General features: G+C 78.7%; 4 protein-coding genes. 2 read left to right on the top strand and 2 right to left on the bottom strand.

The window, feature by feature from the left end; translation table 11 throughout:
* On the bottom strand, positions 1-896 hold an 896-nt coding region (locus WCS02_RS18450), incomplete at its 3' end, for a coenzyme F420-0:L-glutamate ligase (protein WP_340295750.1).
* Positions 893-1,900 carry a 2-phospho-L-lactate transferase gene (gene cofD, locus WCS02_RS18445; RefSeq protein WP_340295751.1) on the bottom strand — a complete coding sequence of 336 codons (1,008 nt, stop codon included), beginning with the start codon at positions 1,898-1,900 and terminating at the stop codon, positions 893-895. The genes WCS02_RS18450 and cofD, both read right to left, overlap by 4 nt.
* A 589-nt stretch (positions 1,901-2,489) precedes the next feature.
* Here cofD and WCS02_RS21200 point away from each other — a divergent pair.
* Positions 2,490-2,741: a WhiB family transcriptional regulator gene (locus WCS02_RS21200; RefSeq protein ID WP_376984419.1), complete on the top strand. Its 252-nt coding sequence runs from the start codon at positions 2,490-2,492 to the stop codon at positions 2,739-2,741.
* Positions 2,742-2,787: 46 nt separating this feature from the next.
* A partial coding sequence (locus tag WCS02_RS18435) for a glycosyltransferase family 2 protein (RefSeq protein WP_340295748.1) occupies positions 2,788-3,899 on the top strand: 1,112 nt, incomplete at its 3' end.

The following is a 3,899-nucleotide window of genomic DNA, read 5'->3' as shown; positions in this document are numbered from 1 at the left end:
GCGGCCGCGAGCCCGGCGGCCACCACGGCGACGGCCCGCGCGAGCACCCCGGGCACGTCCGGGCGGGCCCGGTCGACGACGGCCAGGGCGGGCTCCACGCCGGGCGTCCCGGGCGGGCAGCCGAGGGCGCTGCGCACCGACTCCACGGTGCCGGTGGCGAACCAGTCCGCCTCGTCGAACCGGACGAGTCCGGCGGCGCCCGGGCCGTCCTCGGCCCGGACCAGGTGCCCGGCGCCGCGCACCAGGGCGGCGGGCACGCCGTCGGCCTTGCCCTTGACCAGCTCCGCGGCGGAGGCCAGCTCGTCGGCGACCGCGCGCACGGTGACGTGCAGCTCGACGCCGTCGGCGTCGAGCCCGCCGCGCAGGTCGTCGGTCGGCAGGAGCCCGGCGCAGCCGAGGGCGAAGTCCGTCTGCCCCACCCGCCACGGCCGGCCGGAGGTGTCGGTGAGCAGCACGGCGGGGCGGGCGCCGGACACGTCGGCGACCCGGGCCCGCAGCCGCGCGGCCTGTGCGTCGGGGTCCCGGGGCAGCACGAGCACGCGCCCGTCGGCCTCGGGCCCGGTGTTCGAGGCGTCGACGCCGGCGGCGGCCATGACCGGGCCCGCCGCCGAGCGGACGATCCGCGTGGTCCCCCCGGGCGTGCGCCGCTCGGCGACCACGCCGCGGGACTCGGCGAGCACCGCCGCCTCCCGGTCGTCGTGCCAGAGCCCGAGCGCCTTGGCGAGCACCTTGCTGGAGACGACGAGGACGTCGTCGTCGCGGGGCGGCACGCCGGCGCGCGCGCACGCGGCCACCAGCAGCGCGGCCAGGTCGTCGCCGGTGCGGACGTCGCCGACGCCGCGCAGCGGGACCACGAGCAGCGCCCCGTCATTGACCGCGGGAGCTGCGGCGCTCACGCGGCGTCCCGGCCGGCGAGCCGCAGCGCCAGGCCCAGAGCCTCGCCCGCGAGCCGGGCGGCGCCGGCCACGTCGCGCATGAGCAGGTCCGTGCCGACGGTCTCCGGACGGCCGCCACGACCACCGGTGCCGCTCAGGTCCTCCCGGGTCGCGTCGAGGTCGACGTCGTCGACGAGCCAGCCGTCGAGCAGGTCGACCAGCAGCCCGGCCACGCCCCCGGCGGTGCAGGGCACGTCCAGGGCGGCCAGGCACTGCTCGGCCATCCCGCGCACCGCCGCGCCGCCGATGACCGGGCTGACGCCGACCACGGGGGCCCGGGTGCCGCGGACCGCGTCGCGGACGCCGGGCACGGCGAGCACCGGCCCCAGGGAGACCACCGGGTTGCTCGGGGGCAGCAGCACGACGTCGGCCTCGCGCAGCGCGTCGAGCACCCCCGGAGCGGCCACCGCCCGGTCCAGGCCGAGCAGCGGGAAGCCGTGCGCGGGCACCCCGGCCCGCATCCGCACCCACCACTCCTGCAGGTGGACCGCGCGCCGGTCGGGGTCGTCGACGAGGACGTGGGTCTCCACCGGCTGGTCGGACATCGGCAGCAGCGTGACGCCCGGCTGCCAGCGCTCCGCGAGCGCCGCGGTCACCTGGGACAGCGTCCAGCCGGCCCCGAGCATCCGGGTCCGGACCAGGTGGGTGGCGATGTCCCGGTCGCCGAGGGTGAACCAGGACGGTCCCGCGCCGTACGCCGCGAGCTCCTCGGCGACGGTCGAGCGCTCGTCGCGCCGGCCCCAGCCCTGCTCCTCGTGGACCGCCCCGCCGAGGGTGTAGAGGATCGTGTCGATGTCCGGGCACACCCGCAGGCCGTGCAGCGTGATGTCGTCACCCGTGTTCGCGACCACGGTGACCTCCGCGCCCGCGGCGCCGGCGGGGGCGGCGGGGGAGGACAGGTGCGCGAGCAGCCCGCGGACGAACCGGGCGCCGCCGACGCCGCCGGACAGGACGGCGATCCTCACGGCGCAGTGGCCGGGGACGGGCGGGACGGGGTCATGCACCCATCCTGCCGTGGCGCGGCGGCCGCCCCGGACCGTGCCGGACCCGGGCAGACCGGGCGTGCGCGACCGACCCGAGCCGTGCCCTGCCGTGCTCGGTGGCTGCCGCCGGGACCCTCGTGGCGCGCCGTCGCAGACAGCGCTCGCCCGTCCACGAGCCGTGAGGAGGTGATCACGGATAGCACGGACTCGCTTGACACCGCGGAGATGACACGCGTGTAATTTCACCGTCGTCGTCCGTCCCGGGCTCGCCCGGACGGGTGACGCAGGCCGGACGAGACACTGGGGCGAGGAGAACGTCATGGCACTACCGCTGGTCACACCCGAGGCACCACCGCACGGTCGCAGGGGCTCCGAGCTGGAGCGACGGCGCACCCTGGAGGAGCTCGACGTCGCGCTCCGCGGGGCCGAGGCGCGTGCCGTCCCGGCGGAGCTGCTGCCGCTGGACGACGACCTCGACGACCGTGACGGCCCCCCCGACGAGGTGGACGGCGTCCTGGACGAGCTCAGCCTCGCGCTGCCGCCGGGCGTGCTCGTCGAGGGCGGCGCCGTCGTGCTGCCGCTGCGCCGCGACGGCGCCGCCCCGACGCCGGGCTGGAAGGACCGCGCCCTGTGCGCCGAGACCGACCCCGAGGCGTTCTTCCCCGAGAAGGGCGGCTCGACGCGCGAGGCCAAGAAGGTGTGCGTGTCCTGCGAGGTCCGCGCGGAGTGCCTGGACTTCGCCCTCGGCAACGACGAGCGGTTCGGCATCTGGGGCGGGCTGTCCGAGCGCGAGCGCCGCCGGCTGAAGAAGCGGGTCGTCTGAGGATGGGCTGCGCCTCGGCCGTCCGGCTGCCGGACCGGCCGGGGCGGTGAGCGTCGACGTGGACGCTCCGGGCGGCGCGTCCGCCGCCGGCGCGACAGGCCCTCGTGGGGGCGACCGGACCGGGGACACCGGCACCACGGGGTCGACCGGCTCGACGGGCTCGACCGGCTCCGGCTCGACGGCGTGGTCCACGGCGACCGGTGCCCTCGGGGCGGCCGGCGGTGCCACCGCCGGGCGGTCCGTGCACGTCGTGGCCGTGCTCGTCTGCCACGACGGCGCCGCGTGGCTGCCCCGCACCCTGGCCGCGCTGGCCGGCTCCACCGTCCGGCCCGACCTCGTCGTCGCCGTCGACGCGGGCTCGCTCGACCGCACGCCGGTCGTGCTCGACACCGCCCTGGGGACCACCCCCGTCCACCTGCTCGACGCCGTCGTCACCGGCGGTGCCCGCGACGGCTTCGGGACCTCGGTCGCGCGCGGCCTCGCGGCGGCCGACCGGCTCGTCGCCGCGGGCACCCTGGCCCCTGCGGACGCGGCCCCTGCCGACGCCGACCCTGCGGCCCCCGGCCCGCGTGCCGACCAGGGGGCCGACCCCGCCCCGCACGACGAGGACGCCGAGCGGTGGGTGTGGCTGCTGCACGACGACAGCGCCCCCGAGCCCGAGGCCCTCGCCGAGCTGCTCGCGGTCGTCCGCTCGAGCCCGACGCTGGCGGTCGCCGGCTGCAAGCAGCGCGGCTGGGACGACCCCCGCGCCCTCGTCGAGGTCGGCGCCACGGTGTCGCGCGGCGGCCGGCGGCTCACCGACCTCGGCACGGGCGACATCGACCAGGGCCAGCACGACGACCGCGGCGACGTCCTCCTGGTCTCCACCGCCGGCATGCTCGTGCGCCGCAGCGTGCTGGACCACGTCGGCGGCTTCGACCCGGCCATCCCGCTCGTCGGCGACGACGTCGACCTGTGCCTGCGCGTGCGCCGCGCCGGGCACCGGGTCGCCGTCGTCCCGACCGCCGCGGTCCGCCACGTGGCCGCCCTCGAGCGGGGCGAGCGCCCCGCCGACGCCCTCCACGGCCGGGTCGCGCGACGCCTCGGTGCCGCCGCTCCGCGGGCCGGGCGGGGGAGCGGCCTGGAGAGCGCGCGGCGCCGCCACTGGCTGCACGCCCG

This window comes from Aquipuribacter hungaricus, assembly GCF_037860755.1.
GTDB lineage: Bacteria > Actinomycetota > Actinomycetes > Actinomycetales > JBBAYJ01 > Aquipuribacter > Aquipuribacter hungaricus.
Note: the sequence above shows the minus strand (reverse complement) of the source record. Positions and strands in the feature narration are given on the sequence as shown.